Source organism: Pseudomonas fluorescens, assembly GCF_003732425.1.
GTDB classification, from domain to species: domain Bacteria; phylum Pseudomonadota; class Gammaproteobacteria; order Pseudomonadales; family Pseudomonadaceae; genus Aquipseudomonas; species Aquipseudomonas fluorescens_BE.
The window spans coordinates 306,372-323,806 of record NZ_MOBX01000003.1; the positions used below are offsets into that span (position 1 = coordinate 306,372).

The following is a 17,435-nucleotide window of genomic DNA, read 5'->3' on the forward strand; positions in this document are numbered from 1 at the left end:
CAATGAAACAGGAAGTGATAGAGCTGGACGGTGCCATCGGTGGCGGCCAGGTGTTGCGCAGCGCTTTGAGCCTGTCGATGGTGACGGGCCGGGCGTTTCGCATTAAACAGATTCGTGCCAGGCGCAGCCGTCCGGGATTGCTGAGGCAACATTTGACGGCGGTGATGGCGGCGGCCGAGGTCTGCGGCGCAACGGTTTCCGGTGCGCAGTTGGGCTCGCAAGCCTTGAGCTTCGAACCCGGCGCGATTCGCTCTGGCGATTACCAGTTTGCCATCGGCACGGCTGGCAGTTGCACGCTGGTGTTGCAGACCTTGTTGCCAGCATTGTTGCGGGCAACGCAGGCAAGTCGGGTGCGCATCTCGGGTGGCACGCATAATCCGCTGGCGCCGCCGACCGATTTCCTCACGCGCAGTTGGCTGCCGCTGCTGCGCCGCATGGGGGCCAACGTTGAGCTGGACTTGTTGCGACATGGATTTGTTCCGGCAGGCGGCGGTGAGATTGAGGTGAAAGTGCAGCCGTCAAACCTGACGCGGCTGGACCTGTGTGAACGCGGCGAGGCGATATCGCAGCACGCCTCGGCGCTGACCGCCGGGCTGGCACCGACGGTTGCCGAACGTGAGTTAAGCCAGGTAGCCAAGCGTTTGGGTCTGCTGCCTGCGGCGCTGCAACAGGTCACGCTCGATCCGGCGCGGGGGCCGGGCAATGTGTTGTTGCTGGAGTACGCATTCGAGCACGTCACCGAAGTGTTCAGCGCGTTTGGCCAAGTGTCGTTACGGGCAGAGAAAGTAGCCGATGCCGCGATCAATCAGGCCACCGACTGGTTGCGCAGTGGTGCTGCGGTAGCCGAGCACCTTGCCGATCAGTTGCTGTTGCCAATGGCGCTGGCCGGTGGCGGCTCTTTCACTACGCCACGCATGACCGAGCATCTGCACAGCAATATCGCGGTAATAGAGTTGTTTTTGCCGGTTCGCATTGATTGTCGGGAAGAGGGTGCTGATCGTTTGCGCGTTGAGGTCAGCGCCAACTGATCGTCAGGCCAGGGGCGGTGGGATTTCATCAGGAAATCCCACCGCCCTTTTTTACGTCTGCAAAAAACTCGCGAAAGGCGGCAAATTGCTGGCCCCCGGACTTTTGCTTCCCCGGCAAAATCGCCTTTTTTCAAAAGGTTAGGTTGGCTCTATGCGGACGATTGTCATCACCGTTGCAACGCTTTCCCTGGCTGTCCTCGCCACCGGTGTGCAGGCGAAAGAGTTGAGTAAAAGCCATCGCTTTGCCTGTATCTGGGGCTCGGATATCGCTGCCGGTGCTCAGCAATCGAAGCTGTCAGGCGTCTCGCTGTATGGCGCGCGCAAACAATTGCAGGTGCGCCGCTTCCAGCAGCCGTGGATGCGCATGACCGCGATGGGGATTACCGAGCAAACCTACAACAGCACGTCGAAGCTCAAACCGGCGGCGGTCAAGCAGACCTATTACGAACAATGCGTGCGCCACGAATTAGCCCAGCGCTGAAGCAAAAAGCCCAACCTGAACAGGTTGGGCTTTTTCATGGCTGACAAAATCTCGGCGTCACTTTTCGCTTTCGCAATTGACCATCCACGACACGCCAAAACGATCGACCAGTATGCCGAACCGCGCCGCCCGGGATTGATTCTCATGTCTCTGCTCCCGGCAGTCAGGCGCGGAGCGTGGCGGGTGTCGCCGGGTTCCGCGTAGGGCGGTTAGAACATAGCAGAGCGTTGGACGCCGGAAAGGGCAGAGTCTCCCAGATGCTTTCGTTCTGAAAAACGCCTGAATTATTACCGGCATCCAGGCCGTGATTCAGTCGACAATCACGCGTTCGTCGTCGTCACCCAGGCACACCGACAACTGCTGGCCGTCTTTGCTGAACGCGCAGTGGGGCAGCGAAACTTGTTTGGCTATGTAGACAGGCACGCCGATAAAAACAGTGGCTATCAGAACGGCCAGCGCGGATCTGCTGGTCATTACCAAGCCAGACACCGTGCCTTTTTTCTTCAGTTTCGAACGCAGAAACAGGCCAAGCCCGAGCAAAACTGCGCCGATCAACATGGCGCTGCCGATTTCGTGGGGGCTGATGCTGTAGATCCGTTGTTCCGCATCGTCCGGATAATTGAGCTGCCACCAGGCGCCAATCAGCAAAGGCAGAAGCCCGGCGACGATGCAGGCATGAATCGATCCCGGAATGCGCATCAACAGGGCCAATAACAATGCCACGGTGGCCGCGATCCAGCCAATGGCGGACATTTGTCCGCCCATGCCACCCATCAAAGTGCCGCCGACGTCGATCGGGGTGAGCAGATACCAGTCATAAAAAGCGATGTGCAGCAGCAGCGACAGAACAGCCAGCCAGCAAATCGGGTAGTAAATCCATAGGGCATTGGGGCGGGTCAACACACTCAGTCCTTTTCATGGTGTCGGGAGGGGCGCCAGTATGCCGAGGAACCTTTGCTGTGTGAAATTTCGTCGCGACGCTGGAGTACCATGACGCACCGCCTTCACCTGCAGAGTCCAATGCCCCATGCCTGATCTATCGCGTTTCACGTCTTTGTTCGATCAGGCGCAACGAGCCTTGCGTCTGGTCTGGGGGACATCGCGTGGCTTGTTTCTGGGGCTGGTGCTGGCAACGTTGGTGGCCGGTTTGCTGCCGGCACTGGCGGCATGGTTGGGGCAGCGGATTGTCGATGCCGTGGTGGCAGCGATGCAGTTGCACGCACAACACGGCAGTGCGCCGCTGTGGCCGGTGTTGCGTTATGTGTTGTTGGAGGCCGGGGTGTTGGCGATGTTGTCCGGCACGCAACGGGCACTGTCGGTGCAGCAATCGCTCTTGCGGGTGCAGCTGGGGCAGAAGGTCAATACGCTGATTTTGCAGAAGGCACAGACCCTGTCACTGGTGCAGTTCGAGAACTCCGAGTTCTACGACAAACTGGTGCGTGTCCGTCGCGAGGCTTCGACCCGGCCATTGGCGCTGGTCATGAAATCGTTGGGATTGATTCAAAACCTGATCATGCTGATCAGTTTTGGTGTGCTGCTGGTGCATTTTTCCCCTTGGGCGCTGGTGCTGCTGGTGGTCGGTGCGTTGCCGGTGTTCTTTGCCGAAGCGCATTTTTCCGGTGACGCCTTTCGTCTGTTCACCCGGCGCGCGCCGGAGAGTCGGCAGCAGAATTACATCGAAACCTTGCTGTCCCACGAAACGTATATCAAAGAGGTCAAGCTGTTCGGCTTTGCCCCGCTGTTGCTGCAACGCTACCGCGACACGTTCGCCAGGCTGTATGCAGAAGACCGCCGCCTGACGTTGCGGCGCGATGGCTGGGGATTCGGCCTCGGCCTGCTCGGTACCGCGGCTTTTTACGCGGCCTATGCCTGGGTGGTGATTGATGCCGTGCATGGCCAGATCAGCCTCGGTCAGATGACCATGTATCTGGTGCTGTTCAAGCAAGGCCAAAGCGCGGTGAGCAGCAGTTTGAGTGCGATCAGTGGCCTGTACGAAGACGGCCTCTACCTGACCAGTCTGTATGAATACCTGGCCGAACCGGTTCAGGTCGATAGCGGCCACCTGACGGTCGGCGTCTGCCCGGGCGATGGTTTGCGTTTCGAAAACGTCGGTTTCCGTTATCCGGGCGCCAGTCGGCCTGCGCTGGAGAACATTGACCTGCAATTGGTGCCAGGCCAGAGCATGGCGCTGGTCGGCGAGAACGGTTCAGGCAAGACCACGTTGATCAAATTGCTGACCCGACTCTATCGCCCCGATCAGGGGCGTATCCTGCTCGACGGCAGTGATTTGCAGGATTGGCAGGAGACCGCGTTACGTCGGCGGATTGGCGTGATTTTTCAGGACTACATCCGCTACCAGTTCAGCGTTGGAGAAAACATCGGCGTCGGCGATACCCTGGCCTTCAACGACGCGCAACGCTGGCAGGAGGCCGCGGCCCAAGGCATGGCGGCCCCCTTCATTGAAGGGCTGGACAAGGGTTATGCCACGCAGTTGGGACGCTGGTTTGCCGGTGGCCAGGAATTGTCTGGCGGGCAGTGGCAGAAGATTGCCTTGTCCCGCGCGTATATGCGTCGTGATGCCGACATTCTGATCCTCGATGAGCCGACGTCCGCCCTGGATCCGGCGGCCGAAGCGGCGGTGTTCGAGCATTTCAGCCAGCACAGCGACGGTCGCATGACGTTGCTGATTTCCCATCGGTTTTCCAGCGTGCGCAATGCCGACCACATCATCGTGCTGCAACAAGGGCGGATTCTGGAGCAGGGCGGCCACGATCAACTGATCGCCGCTGCCGGGCATTACGCGCAATTGTTCGATCTGCAGGCTCGCGGCTACCGTTAAGTGTCGTGCCCGTTGCGCACGGTTGCAGGCCCGGCCATCCGGGGGGCTGGCTTGCTCTGCATCAGGCTGTCGAGCGCCTTGCGATAGTTCTGCCCGCCGAGCGCCATGCTGTTGTTGTGCGTCGCGCCCGGCACCAACAGTAAGCGCTTGGGTTGTTGTGCGGCGTTGAACAGTTGTTCGCTGAAGCGTGGCGGCACGAAAGCGTCAGCCAAACCGTGGACCACCAGCAGCGGCATGTGGATATCAGCAATCTTGTCGATCGAATCGAATTTCTGTGAAAGCAGCCAGCGCACCGGCAGCGAAGTGTTGGCCACCGACGCGGCAACATCCGCCAGTGTGGTGAAAGTGGATTCGATCACCAGTCCGCGCACCGGTAATGCAGAGTGATCGCGAGCGGCGGTCTGCCCGAGTTCAGCGGCTAGATCGATCGCCACGGCGCCACCGAGGGAGTGCCCGTAGATCAGGCGTTTTGCCGGGTCCGGTTGCAGCAGCTTGAAGCGTTCCCACGCCACCCGCGCGTCCTCGTAAACGCTGCTTTCCGACGGTAAATCGCCTTTGCTCTCACCGAAGCCGCGGTAGTCGATGGCCAGCACTGAATAGCCCGCAGCGCGCAGTTGCTCGATACGGAACAACTGCCCGGTGAGGTTCCAGCGCACGCCATGCAGATAGAGAATGGCCGGCGCATTGGCTTTTTCTGCCGGCCACCACCAGGCATGAATGTTTTCCCCGGCCTTGAAACTCTTTGGTTGCAGATCGAGTTCCTGCACGCTGCCGGGCAAGCCGCGATACCAACCGGCAGTGCCCGGTTCGATGCGAAACAGCAGTTTGCGTTCGGTGTGTTCGAGCACGGCACAACTGGTCGGCACGCCGATAATCAGCGCGGCCATGCAGGCGAACGCCAAACGGCGGCGGCGCAGACGCGTCATGAAGGACAGGAACATTAAACGTTTCACCCAGGCGCAGACAAAGAAGGCTTTTTACCAGATGCCTCGATCTGCGCGGGAGTTTTTCGACCACCGCCCCGGCGCAACGATTACCAAATGCTGCAAGGATTCACGCTACCTGCAGCACGATCTTGCCGATATGGTCGCCAGCCTCCATGTGCGCGTGAGCCTGAGCGGCCTCGGTGAGTGGGTAGACCTTGTCGATCATCGGCAGGCAGCGCCCGGCAGCCAGCGCCGGCCATACATGCTCACGCAGTTGATCGGCAATCGCGGCTTTTTCGGCAGCGGTGCGGGCGCGCAACAGGGAACCAGTGATCACCGCGCGTTTGGCCATCATTGCCAGCAGGTCAAAGTCATTGGCCCTCGCGCCGCCGAGGAAACCGAGCATGACCAGTCGGCCATCCATCGCCAGGGCGCTGACGTTACCGTTGAGGTACGAGCCGCCCATGATGTCGAGGATCACATTGACGCCCTGGCCTGCGGTTTTCTCGGCGATGACTGCCGCGAAATCCTCATCGCGATAATTGATCGCTTCGCCACCGAGGTCGCGAATCGCTGCGCATTTGTCCGGGCTGCCGGCGGTGGCAAACGCTTCTATACCGAATTCTCGGCACAGCATCAGTGCGGTCGTGCCGATGCCGCTGGTGCCACCATGAATCAGCGCGCGCTGGCCACGGCTGGCGCCACCGAGGCCGAACAGGTTGGCCCACACGGTAAAGAACGTTTCCGGGATCGCGGCGGCGTGCACCCAGTCCAGGCCTTGTGGAATCGGTAGGGTCTGGCCAGCCGGGACTGCACAGTATTCGGCATAACCACCGCCGTTGGTCAGCGCGCAGACTTTGTCGCCCACGGCGAACTGATTGACACCCGCCCCGAGGGCCACGACTTCACCGGCGACCTCGAGCCCGGGGATCGGGTTCATGCCGGGTTTCATCGGGTATTTGCCGGCACGTTGCAAAGCGTCCGGCCGGTTGATTCCGGCGGCGTGTACGCGGATCAGCACCTCGCCTTGTGCGGCGACCGGAAGCGCCACGCGTTTGGGTTGCAAGACCTCGGGGCCGCCGGGTTCGGTGATTTCGATTCGGGTCATTTCATTGGGCAGGGACATATCGTTTCTCTTGGCTTGAGTTGTGTAAGTGGGAGCATGGCGAGTAGGCAATGATTCCCTTCAATTTGCGCAGCAGCGTGGCTCAACCGGGGTGGGCAGCCATTTCATGGCTTGCTCCAGCAGCAGCGCCACGACGATCGCGCCAGCGGCGATGACGAACAACAACGCGTGGTGACCGCCGCTGGCATTGAACAGTGCTGAATAGGCAAACCCGGCCAGCGCCTGAAAGGTGGCGAACGACACGGTGGCGCGGCTCCAGGCAATTTGCTGGTGCTGATGCTCCGGCACCAGCTCATGCACCCGGGCCAGGGCAAGCGGCACGATGCCGGGCGGAAATGAACCGAGAATCACCGCCAGCAGCGCCAGCGCCACAAACGAGTGGGACATCGCCAGCAACCCAAGGGCGATCGCCTGCACCACCAGCACCAGGCGAATGCCGGAACGTGCGCCAAGCTGATCGGCAAGAAAGCCATAACTCACCGGGCCGACAATCGCGCCCAAACCGTACATCACCCAGATCAGCGCGCCGACATGCGCCCCGGCGCCGAGTCCACGCGCCACGTAATCCACCAGAAACACCATGGCCGGCACCAGGCCAGCGGCCATGAAGGCGTATTGAGCGAACAACAAATAGACACCGCGCGGCGTCGGTTCAACAGACACCTTTTCCTGCGCGGCCTGTGGGGGCGGGAAATCGGACGGCCAGCCGAACCAGCTCAGCGCCGTCAACAATAAGGCCAACGCCCCCAGGCCCAGCCATGTCGCTTGCAAACCGAGGCTCAACAGCGGCGGCACCAGTGTCCCGGAGCCGGCAATGCCAAGCCCGATGCCGAGAAAGATCGCGCCACTGGCCAGCCCTTTACGCGCCGCCGGAACGTGTGGCAGTACCGTCGCGGCCACCAGCACCATGATCGCACCACCGGCAATCCCCGACAGCAGCCGCCAGCCGAAGAACCAGCTCACCGACAACGGAAACGCACAGGCAAAAAACGCCGCCGTGACCACCAGCATCATCAGCCGCAAGGCATTTTTATTGCCGAGTTGGCGCGCCGTCGGCCGGCCGAGCAGGGCGCCGATCAGATAGCCGACCAGATTGGCCGCACCGAGGTAGACCACATCATTGGCGCTGAACCACTGCGCCTCAATCAGTGAAGGGATCAATGGGGTGTAAGCGAAACGCGCCAGCCCGATGCTGACCAGGCTGGCGCAGAGGCCGGCGAAGATCGGCAGCCAGATACCGGTGGAGGTTGAAGTGCGCATGATAGCGATCTCGCGGAAGGTTTATGGCGTCCAGCATATCGGCTATCGTTGCTGCGTTAATGCAGCGATTAAGCGGCGCTACGATGCGAATCTGCATCACTGGGAGGCAGCATGAATTGGGATGATGCACGGGTATTTCTGGCCGTTTGCCGCGAGTCGACGTTACGCGGCGCAGCGCGGGTGCTGGGAGTGGATCAGGCCACGGTCGGGCGGCGAATCACCGCGCTGGAAAAGTCCCTGAGCGCAACGTTGTTCCTGCGCACCTCCGACGGCTACGCGTTGACCGCTGTCGGGGAGGCGGCGCTCAGGAGTGTGGAGAAAATGGAGCATTCGGCGCTGGAGCTGGAGCGGCAGATTCAGGGTCTGGATGATCGCCTGACCGGAACGGTGCGCGTCAGTACCACGGATTCGCTGGCCATCGACTTTCTGATCCCGACCATTGCCCGTTTGCACGAACAGCACCCGGACGTGCGCGTGCAACTGGATGCGTCCACGCAGATTCTCAGTCTGGCCAAGCGCGAGGCAGATATCGCGGTGCGCAACACCCGCCCGGACAACCCTGACCTGATCGCCCGGCGAATCGCCCGATGGCCGGTGGGGCTGTTCGCATCCCAAGCGTATATCGACGCCAATGGCGTGCCGCAGCCGGACACGGCGTTCGAGGGGCATGATCTGGTGGTCTATCAACCTTATCTGCAAAGCAAAAAGGACCTGACCCTGGTGTCGGAGCCGTTGAGTCGCGGCCGCATCGTCGCCAGCCTCAGTTCCAGCCTGCTCGTGCGCCGTTCGATTGCAGCAGGGTTGGGTGTAGGAGAAATCCCGGTGTACATGGGCGAGCGCGATGGCCTGATCAGGCTCTGGCCGGAGCGCACTCGACCACTGCCGTACGAAGTGTGGTTGGTGACCCACGCGGACCTGCGGCATACCGCGCGGGTGAGGGCGGTGATTGAGCAGATTGTCGACGCGTTCGCGTCGGAGAATGACTAGGCAGACGTTCTTTTGGCAGGGCTACAACCTCTGACGAAACGGCCTACACCAGAGGCAGAATCTCCCGGCTTGTCAGCATTGTCGATGGGTCCTATTGTTTTCGTCAGCTCGGTGAAGGACGTCAGGCTTTCACTGATGGTAATACCAGGGACGGTAGGGTTTGAGCCAGGAAGGTGTTGAGTTGAAGACCACGGAATTCAGTCAAAATCCAGTCAGTGATCTATCGAGTAAAAGTCGGAATAATCAAGCCATGAACGCTATCAGTCGTGAAGAATTCAATGCCAGGATAGAAACCATTGAGACCAGAATGGACGCTCGGTTCGAGGGTGTGTCGGCAAAAATCGATGCTTATCTTTTGACTCAGGCGGAGAGGGACAAACGATACGATTTGATGTGGGACGGCGTACAACAAATCGCCGAAGACTCAAAAGAAGCCATCAAACATGCCTCGACAGTGAAGGCGCATTACTGGGCGACGACCGCCGTCCATTTTATCGGAATGATCACCGTCGTCGTGGGAGCGCATTTCGCCAATCAGGCAGCGGTGTTAACCACCTTGCAGACGACACTCGCCGCGATCCAGATCGGCAAGGATATAAGTGCACCAAAGCCGGCTTCGCAACAAGTACCCGAATCACCACAATAGAAAACGGCCTTCAAAGAAGGCCGTTTTTCGTGAGCACTGAAACACCGCGTCATGGCATCTCTGGCAATTCTTGAGGCCGCAAGTCGAATACCAGCACCTCGGCATCGACACCGTTGCTCAAGCTCAGCAACTGTTCCTCGCGAACCCGCACGCCGTCGCCTTCCTGCAATCGCTGGCCATTGAGTTCAACACTGCCGCGTGCAACGTGCACATAGGCGTAGCGGTTGGCTGGCAGTTGCAGTGTGGCGCTTTCCTTGCCGTCGAAAAGACCGGCGAAGACACGTGCATCCTGGCGCACTTTCAGCGAACCGTCGTTGCCGTCTGGCGAGATGATCAATTGCAGGCGACCGCGTTTTTTCTGTGCGCTGAAATGCTCCTGCTGGTAGCGCGGTTTGGCGCCGCTGACATCCGGCACGATCCAGATCTGCAGGAAGTGCACCGGCTTGGTTGCCGAATGGTTGAACTCGCTGTGCGCCACGCCACTGCCGGCGCTCATCAACTGCACGTCGCCCGGGCGAATGACCGAACCGGTGCCCAGCGTGTCCTTGTGTTCCAGCGCACCTTCCAGCACGTAGGAAAAGATCTCCATGTCGCGATGCGGGTGCTGGCCGAAGCCTTTCCCGGCGGCAACGCGGTCGTCGTTAATCACCAGCAGATCGGAAAAACCCTGCTCACGCGGGTCGCGATAGCTGGCGAAGGAAAAGGTGTGAAAGGACTTCAACCAGCCATGATTGGCGAGGCCACGATCGGAGGCTTTGCGAAGGGTCAGCATGATGAAATCTCCTTGCGGGACGTGAATTCGTCCGAGTGAGGAGAAGGTTACTGTTTACTGGATCGCGCAATAAGTAGATGAAAATTGAAAGACTGTCCCTGTCAGGTTGACAGTTTTGCGATAGCCTTCACACAAAACTTTTGCGCTCAAACGGCTGCAGTTGGCCATAATGTCTGGTCCGTATCATGTCTCTCTGATTTAAGTGATGTCTTCCCATGAAAACCGTGGCAATGGTGCTGTTTCCCGACTTTCTTCTGCTCGACATGGCCGGGCCATTGGAGGTTTTTTCGGTTGCCAATCGCTACCTGAAACCCGATGCGCATTATCAATTGATCACCCTTGGCACCGAAGATGGCCCGCTGCGGGCCTCCAATGGTGTGATGGTGCAGGCCGACCGGAGCATTGGCGATGACACCGAACGTTATGATTTGCTGCTGGTGCCAGGCGGCCCAGGTGCCTACAACCAACGGTTCCCCTCGTTGTTTGCCTGGCTCAAAGACGCAGTCCGGCGCGTCGAGTACTACGGATCCATCTGCACGGGTGCCTTTGTGCTGGGGCATGCCGGTTTGCTTGACGGTTACCGTGTAACCACGCACTGGAACTACACCGAACGCCTGATCAAGGGGTTCCCGAAGGCCCATGTCACGACCGACCAGATTTATGTCGAGGATCGCAACCTGGTCACCTCGGGCGGCGTCACGGCGGGGATCGATATGGCGCTCGCCGTCGTCGCTCGTGATCACGGCAAGAAACTCGCGCAGGATGTGGCCAAAGTCCTGCTGGTGGTGATGAAGCGGCAGGGCGGGCAGGCGCAGTTCAGCCCGCTGATGGCCGCGGTGGCACCGCAGGAAACGCCGATTACCCGCGCGCAGAGCTACGTGCTGGAACACCTCGACGAAGCCTTCACGGTCGAGCGCATGGCAACCGTTGCCAATATGAGTGCGCGGCACTTCGCGCGGGTGTTCACCCGCGACATCAACATGACGCCGATGGAGTTTCTGCAGAGTGCGCGCATCGACTGCGCGCGAAACCTGCTGGAAACCACCGATCTGCCGCTTAAAACCGTGGCTTACAAAAGTGGCTTTGGCAGTGTGCGGCACATGCGTTCGCTGTTCGCTGAAAAGCTCGGCCTGACGCCCGCGCAATACCGCGAACAGTTCAGCTAGAGCGCTGCTGTCCGTCTGGCGCACCCGGATGTCCGTACTGCGCCCCGTGTAGCAGTTGTCGCGTCATCTGAGCCTGCCAAGATGTTGGCATGGATAGCCTCATCGATTTGAACACGGCGTCGGTGCTGCATTTCGGCCCCTACGCCTTCCATCTGCGCCAACGGCTGATACTCCATGGAGATCGGCCATTGCGCATGGGTGGTCGCGCGCTGGACATTTTGCAGGTGCTGGTCGAGCGTGCCGGGCGCGTGGTCAGGAAGGAGCAATTGATCGCCCTGGTGTGGCCGACGTCGGTGGTCGAGGAGATCAACCTGCGCGTGCACATCGCCGCGCTCCGGCGCGCCTTGGGCGACGGCGAAAACGGTCAGCGCTATATCGTTAACGTGCCGCAATGCGGTTACAGGTTTATCGCCCCGGTGCGTTGCAGCAGCGGGGCGCAAGTAGCCTTCGAGGGCTTGCAAGCGCCTCAACATAATTTGCCGGCGCGACTGACCCCGGTCGCCGGGCGCGACTCGCTGGTCGGCGGGCTGGTGCGGCAAATGCCGTTGTGCCGGCTGATGACGGTCACGGGAGCGGCCGGGGTGGGTAAATCCACTGTCGCATTGCGGGTCGCGGAACTGCTGTTGCAGTACTACAGAGACGGCGTGTGGCAGATCGATCTGAGCTTGATCGACGACGACACACCGCTGCTCGATCAGGTGCTGCGCACTCTCGGAAGCGATTTGCCCGGACTGTCCACTCGCCATGCGTTGCTGCTGCTGGATAACGTAGACCACCGTCGCGATGCCTGCCGGGCAGCGGTTGAAACGTTGCTTGAGGCCGCTCCCCGGCTGTCGATTCTCGCCACCAGCCGCGAGGCCTTGCAGGTCAGTCTGGAAATCCTTCAGTGCGTGCCACCGCTGACCCTGCCGAAACGCTCGGCAGGCGATTGCATCACTGAGGCCATGGGCCATTCTGCGGTGCAGTTGTTCGTCAGCCGCGCCCGGGCGCGACAGCATGATTTCCGCCTGCGTGAGCAGGATGTCAAAGCCGTGCTGGAGATCTGTCGCCAACTCGACGGTTTACCGCTGGCGATCGAACTGGCCGCGGCGCAGATCGACGCCTTGGCGTTGGTCGGCTTGCAGGCGCAAATGCGCAATGGTCTGCAAGTGCTCAGCCATGGCCGGCGCACCGCTGTGCCCCGCCACCAATCCATGCAGGCGGCGCTCGACTGGAGCTATCAACGCTTGAGCGAGCAGGAACAACGCGCGCTGCAGCGTTTATCGGTGTTCAAAATGGCATTTACCCTGGAGGCGGCACTGGCGGTAATCAGTTGCCCGCAACTGGCGTCGTCGCGGCTTGCCGCGCTCATCGAAGGCCTGGCACGCCAGTCATTACTGGTGGTGGAGCGGGGCGGCAGTGCAGGCCGATACCGAATGCTCCATACCACTCGCTGCTACGCCCGTGAGCAACTGGAGCGTAGCGGTGAGGGAATTGATCTTGAACGGCGGCATACGCGTTATATCAGCCGGATTCGCCGGGCCTCAGGCGTGCACGTGCTCGCGTAAATCGTCGATCAGCAAGCGTACCTTGCGCAAATCCGGAGTCGCGTAGCCCTCGGTGAAGCGCTGATAGATCGGCGTGAGCAAATCCAGCGCCTCTTGGCAGCGCGATTGGCGCTGCCAGAGTTGCGCCAGTGACGTGGCACTGCGCAGTTCCCAGGCGAGCGCGCCCTGGCGGCGGGCGACGGTCAGGGATTGTTGCAGGAGTGCTTCGGCTTCCTTGAGGGCCTCTTCGCGAGCAGGCTCGCTCCCACAGGGTTTTTGGGTGTACTCAGACCCCATGTGGGAGCGAGCCTGCTCGCGAAGGGGCCCGTCCAGACAACGCAGATCGTCCTTCAATAGCGCATCCGCCCGAGCCCGCAAAATCTCCGCCGTGCTCCAACCCGCATCACCACTCAGCGCCCGCTCAAGCAGCGCTTCGTCCACAAAACGGTCATCCAGCGTCACCATGATTTCCCGAATCAGCCCACTGCTGTCCTTCGGTACTGACGCACCGATTTGCGTGTCGATCACCTGCGCATAGTGCCGCGCCCACGTGTTGAACAGCAGCACCGAATGCTTCTGCGATTGCTCCAGCAGCAGTTGCAACAACGCCTGGGCGTTCTGCTGATCGCCGTTGTAATGGGCGATCAGGCAACTGGCCAGCGCCAGGGTGTAACAAATCGAAGTGCCATGGTCGATCTGCACGGCAATATCCAGGGCCAGTCGCGCCGTATGCCACGCTTGCTCCGGCAATCCCTGCATCCATAGCACTCGCGCCAGCACCGTCAGCGAGGCGACGCTCTGGTCGTACTGCACGCCAAAACCATGAGTGAAGCGGTTGACGTGACCGCTATGCGCCATGCGCTGCAGCACCTGCTCGGCATGAATGCGCGCCTGCGGTTGATCACCGGCATAGTGCAGGGCCAGCACGCGCAAACGGTGGGTACTCAATGACAACAACGGGTCACCGTGCACGCCGAGGCGATCGAAGTGCTCACTCTGCGCCAGCGCCATGCGGTAGTGCCCGCAACTGAGGTTGACCGCCATGTGCCCGGACACCGCGCGCAATTGCCCGGCGACGTCGTCGTGTTCGAGGGCCAACTGGCGAGCCTCGACGAACGCCTGGATGGTTTCCGGGGTGCCTCCCCACGTGTGATAACAGGCACTGCCGAGGGCCAGTTTCAGGGAAATTTTCAGACGGGGGCAGGGTTCGCCGAGTTCATCGAGCAGGCTCAGCGCCCGGCGCACATAGCCGCCGTACTCCTTGAGCAGCGACAACTCTTGCCACAGGGGCGCCGACGCTGCTGTCAGGCGAACCCCGAGACCACCCGGGCCGACACCGTTCAGGCACAAGTCCAGCGCCGCGCGCAGGTCTTCCAGTCCGCGGGCATAGCGCTCGATCCACAACGCCGTCGGTGTCATTTCCCAATCGCTTTGCGCCTGCTGCATCAATGCCAGGCAGCGTTCGGCATGGCGTTCGCGGGTTTCCTCGCATTCGGCGGCGTGATCGAGTTTTTCCAGTGCGTAACGGCGGGTTGTGTCGAGCAAGCGGTAGAACACTTCTTCGTCACCGACCTCAACGCTGAGCAGGGATTTGGCCACCAGTTGGGTGATCGACACGAACACCACCCCGGGGTCGATCTGTTGGCCGACGATAACCGCCGCCGCCGACTCTAAAGTAAAGCTCCCGCAAAACACGCCCAGACGACGCAGGCAGGTTTGCTCGCAAGCGTCGAGCAGGTTGAAACTCCAGTCCAGCGTGGCGCGCAGGGTGAGATGTCGCTCAAGACTGCTTTGATTGCCCGCCGCCAGCGGTGGCAAGCGGCCCTGCAATTGGCTCAGCAGACCTTTCAGGCCCAGCTCGGCAACCTGCGCTGCCGCCAGCTCCAACGCGAGCGGAATACCGTCGAGTCGGTGGCAGATCTCGATCGCTTGTGGCAACTGCGCGTCGCTCAGTTCGAAGCTTTCCTGCGCGGCCGTAGCCCGTTCGATGAACAGCTGCAGCGCCGAATATTCCAGTGCCTGCTGACGATTCAATACTGCGCGCATCGACGGGTAGTCGAGGGTATCCAGACGCTGCACGAATTCACCTTCAGCGCGCAGGCTCTCGCGGCTGGTGGCGAGAATATGTACCCCCGGTGCCCCGCGCAGAATGCTTTCACTGAGCGCCGCGACGGCATCGATCAGGTGTTCGCAGTTGTCGAGCAGCAACAGCATCTGCCGCTGTTGCAGGCCATTGACCAGCGCGGCCAGCGGATCACCGTCCACTAATACCAAGTCGAGCAGCGCTGCCAGATGTGAGCAAATCAGCCGGGGATCGTTGAGCGGTGCCAGGTCAACCAGCCGAATACCGTCGCGGTAATGTCCGATCAACTGCTCGGCCACGCGCAAGGCCACGGTGGTTTTACCAATCCCGCCGGGGCCGACCAGGGTGATGCAGCGTTGGCGCGGCAACTGCGTCATCAAGCTATCGACGAGCGCCTGGCGACCGATCATGCGCGTGCGCCGCAGGGGCAAATTGTGCCGACCACCAGCATCGCCCACAGGACGCTCCTTCATGGATTGCGGTAAAACCGGGGCGACGAAACTGTAACCGCGTTGCGCCACGGTGATGATGTAACGCTGGCCGGCCTGACCGTCACCGAGTGCCTTGCGCAATGCCGCCATGTGCACACGCAAGTTGATGTCCTCGACCACGCTGTCCGGCCAGACCCCGGCCATCAATTGCTGCTTGCTCACCACTTCGCCGGCATGGGCCAGCAGAATCAGAAGGATGTCCATCGCCCGTCGGCCCAGGCGCAACGGCTGCTCGCCTTCGAGCACCAGGCGTTGCCCGGGATGAATCCGATAGGGGCCAAAACCGAGGGCCTGATTCGGGGAAAGACTCAACAGCTCACTCCTGCGGTGCTGCGGCGGACAGAGCGGAGTAGGGCCGGGCGCGTGCGCAGGCCTTCTATTCCGGGGTGTCCCGGCATAATCCTCAGGTTTGAGCGTCAGTGCAACGGGGGCCGCGATCAAAACACGGCGGGCTGTGCACGGTGAGCTTTGGGGGCACGCATGATCTGGCAGCGCCAGGCAAACGGATTGATGCCTTCGCTGCGGGTGAACATATGGCAGAAATGCGCCTGATCGCAGAACCCGCATTCCAGGCTGATTTGCGTCAGGCTCAGGTCGGTGTGCTGGATCAGCAGCTTGGCTCGCGCGAGGCGCTGGGTGCGAATCCAGTCCTGCGGCGATAACCCGGTGCTGCATTTGAAGGCGCGGGAAAAGTGACTGCGCGACAGCGAGCAGGCGCGGGCCAGTTCGGTGACCTCAAGGCTCTCTCCGAGGCGTTCGAGGATCAGTTGTTTGACCTGTCGTTCACGTTGCGGACTGAGTCCGCCGACCCCGGTCTTGCGTGGTTCGTTGGCAGGGGCGAGGGCGACGCTGTGCTGTAAATGAGCCATGGCCAAAGTCCGTGTCGATGGGGGATGCACGGTCGGCGCATCCCCTCAGGTCAAAAAAACAACGCTGCGCAGAGGGTTTCATTGTTGGCCGAGGGCGGGAGGCTGACGAGTTAATCGTTGTTAATTCCAGCGCATTGAGCTGAACTCAGCACATCCCTGCAAGTCTGCGCCCCGCGGTTTGCGGCACGATGACTGCAAGCGTGGCGAACCGATCGGGCGCCGCAATCGGCAGATCCAAGGGGAATCAAATGAAAGGCATCTTTAAAGCAGCGACGGCGCTGACGTGCGCGCTGGTGATTTCCGCTGCCATGGCGCAGGCACCACAGCAGGGCACTCAGGCGCCGGGCTATTTCCGCCTGGCCGTGGGGGATTACGAGGTCACCGCGTTGTTCGATGGCTACAACGACCTGTCGCCGAAGCTATTGCAGGGCATGAGTCAGGCCCGGATCCGCGCACTGCTGGCACGCCGTTCGATTGAAACCCCGGGTGTCCAGACGGCGTTCAATGCTTTTCTGGTCAATACCGGCAAGCAACTGATTCTGGTCGACAGCGGCGCCGGGCAATGCATTGGCGCCACCGCCGGGCAGCTCGTGGCGAATATGCAGGCGGCCGGCTACCAGCCAGAGCAGGTCGATACGGTTTTGCTGACGCACCTGCACCTCGATCATGTCTGTGGTCTGGTCGATGCACAAAAGCAAGCGTTGTTCACCCATGCCACGGTGTACGCCGCCAAGGCTGAAGCGGATTACTGGCTCGATCCGGCCGCGCTGGCCAAAGCGCCGGCCGGCGCCCGGGAGTTTTTCAAGATCGCCCAGGACTCCACTGCGCCCTATGTCGCCACCGGGCGTTTCAAGACCTTCGCTGCGGGCCAGTCGCCGTTGCCGGGGTTAGTCGAAGCGACACTCGAAGCAGGACATACGCCGGGCAGCACCACCTACCGTTTCACCTCGCAGAATCAGAGCATCGTCTTCATGGGGGATCTGGTGCATAACCTGGCGGTGCAGTTTGAGCATCCGGAAGTGTCGATCGGCTTTGACGTCAACAGTGCGCAAGCGATCAACGCTCGTCAGGCAGTCTTCAGTGCGGCGGTCGCCAGCAAGACGTGGGTGACGGCGGCGCACCTGCCGTTTCCGGGCATCGGTCACATCACTGCACAAGGCAAACATTTTCAGTGGGTGCCCGTGGAATACGGCCCTTACAAGCGCGCGGCCAAGGTGCCGTTAATCGAGTAAAGT

Annotated in this window: 15 protein-coding genes; 8 read left to right on the top strand and 7 right to left on the bottom strand. The window is 60.8% G+C overall.

The features are described 5' to 3' along the window. The first annotated feature begins 2 nt into the window (after positions 1-2). Both rtcA and BK670_RS04145 read left to right on the top strand, forming a co-directional pair. Positions 3-1,028 carry an RNA 3'-terminal phosphate cyclase gene (gene rtcA / locus BK670_RS04140; RefSeq protein ID WP_123448715.1) on the top strand — a complete coding sequence of 342 codons (1,026 nt, stop codon included), beginning with the start codon at positions 3-5 and terminating at the stop codon, positions 1,026-1,028. Positions 1,029-1,179: 151 nt separating this feature from the next. Next, positions 1,180-1,509 carry a hypothetical protein gene (locus tag BK670_RS04145; protein WP_123448716.1) on the top strand — a complete coding sequence of 110 codons (330 nt, stop codon included), beginning with the start codon at positions 1,180-1,182 and terminating at the stop codon, positions 1,507-1,509. Positions 1,510-1,818: 309 nt separating this feature from the next. Here BK670_RS04145 and BK670_RS04155 read toward each other — a convergent pair whose 3' ends face one another. Next, positions 1,819-2,412 carry a hypothetical protein gene (locus tag BK670_RS04155; RefSeq protein WP_259697525.1) on the bottom strand — a complete coding sequence of 198 codons (594 nt, stop codon included), beginning with the start codon at positions 2,410-2,412 and terminating at the stop codon, positions 1,819-1,821. A gap of 124 nt (positions 2,413-2,536) precedes the next feature. On the opposite strand from BK670_RS04155, the gene BK670_RS04160 reads away from it, so the two are divergent. Continuing rightward, the gene (locus BK670_RS04160; protein WP_123448718.1) at positions 2,537-4,348 is read left to right on the top strand and encodes an ABC transporter ATP-binding protein; all 1,812 of its coding nucleotides are present in this window, start codon (positions 2,537-2,539) and stop codon (positions 4,346-4,348) included. On the opposite strand, the gene BK670_RS04165 is transcribed toward BK670_RS04160, so the two are convergent. The 3 genes from BK670_RS04165 to BK670_RS04175 form a co-directional block, all read right to left on the bottom strand. After that, a complete protein-coding gene (locus BK670_RS04165) occupies positions 4,345-5,289 on the bottom strand; it encodes an alpha/beta hydrolase (protein WP_123448719.1) in 945 nt (314 codons plus the stop codon). The genes BK670_RS04160 and BK670_RS04165 overlap by 4 nt on opposite strands. Positions 5,290-5,401: 112 nt before the next feature. Continuing rightward, positions 5,402-6,400, bottom strand: coding sequence for an NAD(P)H-quinone oxidoreductase (locus tag BK670_RS04170; protein WP_123448720.1), 999 nt, complete (start codon positions 6,398-6,400; stop codon positions 5,402-5,404). A gap of 60 nt (positions 6,401-6,460) precedes the next feature. After that, a complete protein-coding gene (locus BK670_RS04175; protein ID WP_123448721.1) occupies positions 6,461-7,660 on the bottom strand; it encodes a YbfB/YjiJ family MFS transporter in 1,200 nt (399 codons plus the stop codon). Between the two features lie 111 nt (positions 7,661-7,771). Between BK670_RS04175 and BK670_RS04180 the strand changes: the two genes are divergently transcribed. Both BK670_RS04180 and BK670_RS04185 read left to right on the top strand, forming a co-directional pair. Then, positions 7,772-8,647: a LysR family transcriptional regulator gene (locus tag BK670_RS04180; protein WP_123448722.1), complete on the top strand. Its 876-nt coding sequence runs from the start codon at positions 7,772-7,774 to the stop codon at positions 8,645-8,647. A gap of 160 nt (positions 8,648-8,807) precedes the next feature. Then, positions 8,808-9,293 (top strand): hypothetical protein, encoded by a 486-nt coding sequence (locus BK670_RS04185; protein WP_259697526.1) that lies wholly within the window; start codon positions 8,808-8,810, stop codon positions 9,291-9,293. Between the two features lie 49 nt (positions 9,294-9,342). Here BK670_RS04185 and BK670_RS04190 read toward each other — a convergent pair whose 3' ends face one another. After that, positions 9,343-10,065 (bottom strand): pirin family protein, encoded by a 723-nt coding sequence (locus BK670_RS04190; RefSeq protein ID WP_123448724.1) that lies wholly within the window; start codon positions 10,063-10,065, stop codon positions 9,343-9,345. 215 nt (positions 10,066-10,280) lie between these two features. On the opposite strand from BK670_RS04190, the gene BK670_RS04195 reads away from it, so the two are divergent. Together BK670_RS04195 and BK670_RS04200 are read left to right on the top strand one after the other, a co-directional pair. Next, positions 10,281-11,231 carry a GlxA family transcriptional regulator gene (locus tag BK670_RS04195; protein ID WP_123448725.1) on the top strand — a complete coding sequence of 317 codons (951 nt, stop codon included), beginning with the start codon at positions 10,281-10,283 and terminating at the stop codon, positions 11,229-11,231. An 89-nt stretch (positions 11,232-11,320) separates the two neighbouring features. Further along, positions 11,321-12,778, top strand: a complete 1,458-nt coding sequence (locus tag BK670_RS04200; RefSeq protein ID WP_123448726.1) for an ATP-binding protein — start codon at positions 11,321-11,323, stop codon at positions 12,776-12,778. Here BK670_RS04200 and BK670_RS04205 read toward each other — a convergent pair. Together BK670_RS04205 and BK670_RS04210 are read right to left on the bottom strand one after the other, a co-directional pair. Beyond that, positions 12,755-15,643: an ATP-binding protein gene (locus BK670_RS04205; RefSeq protein WP_123448727.1), complete on the bottom strand. Its 2,889-nt coding sequence runs from the start codon at positions 15,641-15,643 to the stop codon at positions 12,755-12,757. The genes BK670_RS04200 and BK670_RS04205 overlap by 24 nt on opposite strands. A 125-nt stretch (positions 15,644-15,768) precedes the next feature. After that, positions 15,769-16,200 (bottom strand): helix-turn-helix domain-containing protein, encoded by a 432-nt coding sequence (locus BK670_RS04210; RefSeq protein WP_123448728.1) that lies wholly within the window; start codon positions 16,198-16,200, stop codon positions 15,769-15,771. Positions 16,201-16,448: 248 nt separating this feature from the next. On the opposite strand from BK670_RS04210, the gene BK670_RS04215 reads away from it, so the two are divergent. Next, positions 16,449-17,432 (top strand): MBL fold metallo-hydrolase, encoded by a 984-nt coding sequence (locus tag BK670_RS04215; protein WP_123448729.1) that lies wholly within the window; start codon positions 16,449-16,451, stop codon positions 17,430-17,432. The last annotated feature ends 3 nt before the right edge of the window (positions 17,433-17,435 follow it).

Excerpts from the sequence above, each read along its gene's own strand:
- rtcA (WP_123448715.1), top strand. The coding sequence starts at position 3 with ATGAAACAGGAAGTGATAGAGCTGGACGGTGCCATCGGTGGCGGCCAG.
- BK670_RS04145 (WP_123448716.1), top strand. The coding sequence starts at position 1,180 with ATGCGGACGATTGTCATCACCGTTGCAACGCTTTCCCTGGCTGTCCTC.
- BK670_RS04160 (WP_123448718.1), top strand. The coding sequence starts at position 2,537 with ATGCCTGATCTATCGCGTTTCACGTCTTTGTTCGATCAGGCGCAACGA.
- BK670_RS04165 (WP_123448719.1), bottom strand. The coding sequence starts at position 5,289 with ATGTTCCTGTCCTTCATGACGCGTCTGCGCCGCCGCCGTTTGGCGTTC.
- BK670_RS04170 (WP_123448720.1), bottom strand. The coding sequence starts at position 6,400 with ATGTCCCTGCCCAATGAAATGACCCGAATCGAAATCACCGAACCCGGC.
- BK670_RS04175 (WP_123448721.1), bottom strand. The coding sequence starts at position 7,660 with ATGCGCACTTCAACCTCCACCGGTATCTGGCTGCCGATCTTCGCCGGC.
- BK670_RS04180 (WP_123448722.1), top strand. The coding sequence starts at position 7,772 with ATGAATTGGGATGATGCACGGGTATTTCTGGCCGTTTGCCGCGAGTCG.
- BK670_RS04190 (WP_123448724.1), bottom strand. The coding sequence starts at position 10,065 with ATGCTGACCCTTCGCAAAGCCTCCGATCGTGGCCTCGCCAATCATGGC.
- BK670_RS04195 (WP_123448725.1), top strand. The coding sequence starts at position 10,281 with ATGAAAACCGTGGCAATGGTGCTGTTTCCCGACTTTCTTCTGCTCGAC.
- BK670_RS04200 (WP_123448726.1), top strand. The coding sequence starts at position 11,321 with ATGGATAGCCTCATCGATTTGAACACGGCGTCGGTGCTGCATTTCGGC.
- BK670_RS04210 (WP_123448728.1), bottom strand. The coding sequence starts at position 16,200 with ATGGCTCATTTACAGCACAGCGTCGCCCTCGCCCCTGCCAACGAACCA.
- BK670_RS04215 (WP_123448729.1), top strand. The coding sequence starts at position 16,449 with ATGAAAGGCATCTTTAAAGCAGCGACGGCGCTGACGTGCGCGCTGGTG.